Genomic DNA, 5,134 nt, shown 5'->3' with positions numbered 1-5,134 from the left:
CCCGGCTAAGGGGTTGACAACGCACCGCCGAACTCAAAAAACCACTGTAAACACTGAACTTCAATTTTGCACTAAAGTCGCCAAGCGTTGGCAATCCCTCTTGAGCCGTTTGTTATGCAAATTCAATGAGATAAACTGACTTTACTCGATCAAAAGCCACGATTGCAATGGTTGAGTGATTCAAGAACCAACCCAAGCAAGAACTGTGATAAATAAGCCGCCAAAACAAAGTCCACCTTTCAGCAACAAAGCAAGCTTTTGAATGAGACAAACCCTACAAGCAATACTTTCAGCAAGTGCAAAATGCTCGATTAACTTGCCCTTTCCACACTTTGCGCACGCTGAATTGCCAACAAACCAGCACCAAAACTCATTGAGGCAAACAAAGAACTTTGCCTATTTTACGGCTTGAGTGAACCAAGAATTTTAGGATAAAAATGCTCATTTGCCGACAACACAAAACGAATGGCCGGAGAAATCTAAAAAGATTGAACCCCTAAATTTACCTGAGTTGCATAACGCCCGGCTAAGGGGTTGACAACGCACCGCCGAACTTAAAAAACACACTTAAACACTGAACTGCAATTTTGCACTAAAGTCGCCACGCGTTGGCAATCCCTCTTGAGCCGTTTGTTATGCAAATTCAATGAGATAAACCGAATTTACACAACCAAAAGCCACGATTGCAATGGTTGAGTGATTCAAGAATCAACCCAAGTAGGAGCCGAGATAAATAAGCCGCCAAAACAAAGTCCACCGTTCAACAACAAACCAAGCTTTTGAATGAGACAAACTCAACAAGCAAGACTTTCAGCAAGTGCAAAATGCTCGATAAACTTGCCCTTTCCACACTTTGCGCCCACAAGATTCACAACACGCCAACGCTAAAACTGATTGAGGCAAACAAAGAACTTTGCCTGTTTTACGGTTTGAGTGAACCACGAATCTGAGGGTAAAAGTGCTCATTTGCCGGCAAAACAAAACGAATGGCCGGAGAAATCTAAAAAGATTGAACCCCTAAATTTACCTGAGTTGCATAACGCCCTGTTAAGGTGTGAGCAACGCAATGCCGATGCCTCCGCATACCACATTAAACACCACACACAACGCATAGTAAAAATGCCACGCGTTGCGAATCACTCTTGAACAGTTTGTTAACTGTGTACTACTCAGCAGCAAATGGCTTAGTCGAAATTTTCATGTAATTTATTGAATCGATAAACCGCTGTGCCTTTTCTAAACTTCTCGTATAAAAACGCTTAATAACCTGTTGTTCATCATTCTTTAGCTGAATGATAAACCAATCTCTTTTGCTATAGAGTTCAAGCACCAATATCGAGTTGAAATAATACCTTGAATTGATTTCTGATAGCCTTACGTTTGAAGATGACAGGAGCAAATTTGAAGCGTCATTATAATTGCTAACTGCAACTGCTTTTGAATTTTGACCTTCTGATAACCCGATATAAGAACTGGTCACAACAAGACCTTCAGGTCTAAATTTTTGGGGCTGCTCCATTATGACCTGTTCAATCACATTCGCCGCAACTTCTGTGTTTACCATATCAGAAGGAGAGTAAGGTACTTGCTTAGCAACACACCCTGTTAGCAAAAGAACCAAAAATATAAACCACTTTTTCATTTTAGAAACGACCTGTTTTTGTGCAACTTGCTCGTAATTTTTATATCGAAGTACAGTTAACGCCCGCTTAAGGGGCAGCCAACGCTACTACCAACTTTCCGCATAACACCGTAACCACAAAAACCAACGCATAGTAAAAATGCCACGCGTTGGCTGTCCCTCTTGAAGCGTTTGTTATGAGCAGCTAGCTAAAGGTTACTCGATTGCTTTTAACACTCGTGCTGGGTTGCCACCAATGACAACATTGCTACCAAAGCTTTTTGTCACAACGGCTCCCGAGGCAACAACAACATTGTCACCTAACGTCACTCCAGGGTTGATCGTTGCATGACCACCAATCCAACAGTTGTTACCTATTCTGATTGGCTTTGCAAACTCTAACCCACTATTTCTCTGAATCGGATCGATTGGATGAGTTGCCGTATAGATTCCGACCTGTGGTGCTATAAAACAGTTTTCACCAATACGAACTTCCGCTACGTCCAAAATGACACAGCCAAAATTGGCATAGAAATTCTCACCAACGTGTATATTCAGCCCGTAATCGCAGTTGAAAGTCGATTCAATGTGAATGCTATTTCCTGTAGAACCCAACAAGGATTTGACTATCTCTGCTCTTTTATCTGGGTAACTTACACTGGTTTGATTTAGCTTCTCTGTGAGTAAACGAGCCTCAAGACGCAACTTGACGAGCTCAGCGTCACTCGGATCGTAATACTCACCAGAGAGCATTTTTTCTCTTTCTGTCATATATAACTCAGTTCTAAATTTTAATGCTGCTCATAACGCCCGGCTAAGGGGTTGACAACGCACCGCCGAACTTAAAAAACACACTTAAACACTGAACTGCAATTTTGCACTAAAGTCGCCAAGCGTTGGCAATCCCTCTTGAGCCGTTTGTTATGCAAATTCAATAAGATAAACTGACTTTACTCGATCAAAAGCCACCATTGCAATGGTTGAGTGATTCAAGAACCAACCCAAGCCAAGCCAAGCCAAGCCAAGCCAAGCCAGAGTAATGATAAATAAGCCGCCAAAACAAAGCCCACCTTTCAGCAACCAACCAAGCTTTTGAATCAGGAAAACTCAACGAGCGAAAACTTCAGCAAGTACAAAATGCTCGATAAACTTGCCCTTTCCACACTTTGCGCACGCTGAATTGACAACAAACCAGCACCAAAACTGATTGAGGCAAACAAAGAACCTTGCCTGTTTTACGGCTTGAGTAAACCACGAATTTTAGGGTAAAAAAGCTCATTTGCCGACAACACAAAACGAATGGCCAGAGAAATCCCAAAAGATTGAGCCCCTAAATTTACCTGAGTTGCATAACGCCCGGCTAAGGGGTTGACAACGCACCGCCGAACTCAAAAAACACACCGTAAACACTGAACTGCAATTTTGCACTAAAGTCGCCATGCGTTGGCAATCCCTCTTGAGCCATTTGTTATGCAAATTCAATAAGATAAACTGACTTTACTCGATCAAAAGCCACAATTGCAATGGTTGAGTAATTCAAGAACCAACCGAAGCCAGAGCCGTGATAAATCAGCCGCCAAAACAAAGTCCACCTTTCAGCAACCAACCAAGCTTTTGAATCAGGAAAACTCAACGAGCTAAAACTTCAGCAAGTACAAAATGCTCGATAAACTTGCCCTTTCCACACTTTGCGCACGCTGAATTGACAACAAACCAGCACCAAAACTGATTGAGGCAAACAAAGAACTTTGCCTGTTTTACGGCTTGAGTGAACTACGAATTTTAGGGTAAAAATGCTCATTTGCGACAACACAAAACGAATGGCCGGAGAAATCCAAAAGATTGAACCCCTAAATTTACCTGAGTTGCATAACGCCCGGCTAAGGGGTTGACAACGCACCGCCGAACTCAAAAAACACACTGTAAACACTGAACTTCAATTTTGCACTAAAACCGCCACGCGTTGGCAATCCCTCTTGAGCCGTTTGTTAAATTGCAATTGCTCGCCGCTTTGCTTGGGCAAATACTGTAATTGAATTTTTAGTTGTTCTCTCTATTTCAAAATAACCACCTGACATTGAAAGTTGACGTACATTCAATGAGTCGGAGCCAAGTTTTTTAAACCAATACGGTGCAAGAGAGCACTGTGCTGAACCTGTTGCTAAATCCTCAGATATGCCAATTTTTGGTGCAAAGTATCTTAGAACATAACCACTATTACCAGTTACAGCCGTTACAATCAGAGCATGGTATTCATTGATTTTTCTCAAGCGCTCATCATCTGGCTGGAAATTCATTACAGTCTCAACCGAAGACAAAACCAAGACTAAGTCCCGGGTACAGAAAACATCAATCGCATCTGTCGCTAAATCAGAGATTTCTACTGGAACAGCACAAGGCTTACCTTCCCAACTGGGTAATAACAATGAATATTGGTCATTTCTCTTAGCAATCACCACTTCACCATGTTTACTGTTGAAAACTACATTTTCTAGCTGGTACTTAGAAAGGATCGCGGCACCAGCGCCTAAACTCCCGTGACCACAAAGATTAATTTCACCATCCAATGCAAACCAGCGAATGTGAAACTGTCCGTCGATGTGAGTAATGAACGAAGTCACAGGCTGTCCAACTTCACGGGTGATTTGATGTAACTCGGTATCAGAAAGCCAGCTCTTTAGCTCTAGTACCCCGCAAGGGTTGCCAAAGGCCGATTCGCCAATAAACACATCATAAATATCAATTTTGATAATCCACCATCCTTGACTGCAATTTAACGCCCGGCTAAGGGGTTGACGACGCCTCACCGAACTCAAAAAACACACTGTAAACACTAAACTTCAATTTTGCACTAAAACCGCCACGCGTTGGCAATCCCTCTTGAGCCGTTTGTTATGCAAATTCAATGAGATAAACAGACTTTACACGACCAAAAGCCACCATTGCAATGGTTGAGTGATTCAAGAATCAACCCAAGCAAGAACTGTGATAAATGAGCCGCCAAAACAAAGCCCACCTTTCAACAACAAACCAAGCTTTTGAATGAGACAAACTCAACAAGCAAGACTTTCAGCAAGTGCAAAATGCTCGATAAACTTGCCCTTTCCACACTTTGCACCCGCAAGATTCACAACGCGCCAACGTTAAAACTGATTGAGGCAAACAAAGAACCTTGTCTGTTTTACGGCTTGAGTGAACCACGAATTTTAAGGTCAAAAAGCTCATTTGCCGACAACACAAAACGAATAGCCGGAGAAATCCCAAAAGATTGAACCCCTAAATTTACCTGAGTTGCATAACGCCCGGCTAAGGGGTTGACAACGCATAGCCGAACTCAAAAAACACACTGTAAACACTGAATTTCAATTTTGCACTAAAGCCGCCACGCGTTGGCAATCCCTCTTGAGCCGTTTGTTATGCAAATTCAATGAGATAAACTGACTTTACTCGATCAAAAACCACAATTGCAATGGTTAAGTAATTCAAGAACCAACCCAAGCAAGAGCCGTGATA

The 5,134-nt window shown here is 42.3% G+C and carries 3 protein-coding genes; all 3 read right to left on the bottom strand.

The features are described from left to right. Positions 1 to 1,165 precede the first annotated feature (1,165 nt). Positions 1,166 to 1,642: a hypothetical protein gene (locus tag EXZ60_RS18440; RefSeq protein ID WP_025630517.1), complete on the bottom strand. Its 477-nt coding sequence runs from the start codon at positions 1,640 to 1,642 to the stop codon at positions 1,166 to 1,168. Positions 1,643 to 1,837: 195 nt separating this feature from the next. After that, the gene (locus tag EXZ60_RS18430) at positions 1,838 to 2,392 is read right to left on the bottom strand and encodes a sugar O-acetyltransferase (RefSeq protein WP_088729601.1); all 555 of its coding nucleotides are present in this window, start codon (positions 2,390 to 2,392) and stop codon (positions 1,838 to 1,840) included. Positions 2,393 to 3,609: 1,217 nt separating this feature from the next. After that, positions 3,610 to 4,350: a PhzF family phenazine biosynthesis protein gene (locus EXZ60_RS18425; protein ID WP_277436121.1), complete on the bottom strand. Its 741-nt coding sequence runs from the start codon at positions 4,348 to 4,350 to the stop codon at positions 3,610 to 3,612. Between the last annotated feature and the right edge of the window lie 784 nt (positions 4,351 to 5,134).

The sequence above is a fragment of the Vibrio sp. 1151_11 genome (assembly GCF_029478525.1).
GTDB classification, from domain to species: domain Bacteria; phylum Pseudomonadota; class Gammaproteobacteria; order Enterobacterales; family Vibrionaceae; genus Vibrio; species Vibrio anguillarum.
This window is presented reverse-complemented; position numbering and strand designations above follow the sequence as displayed.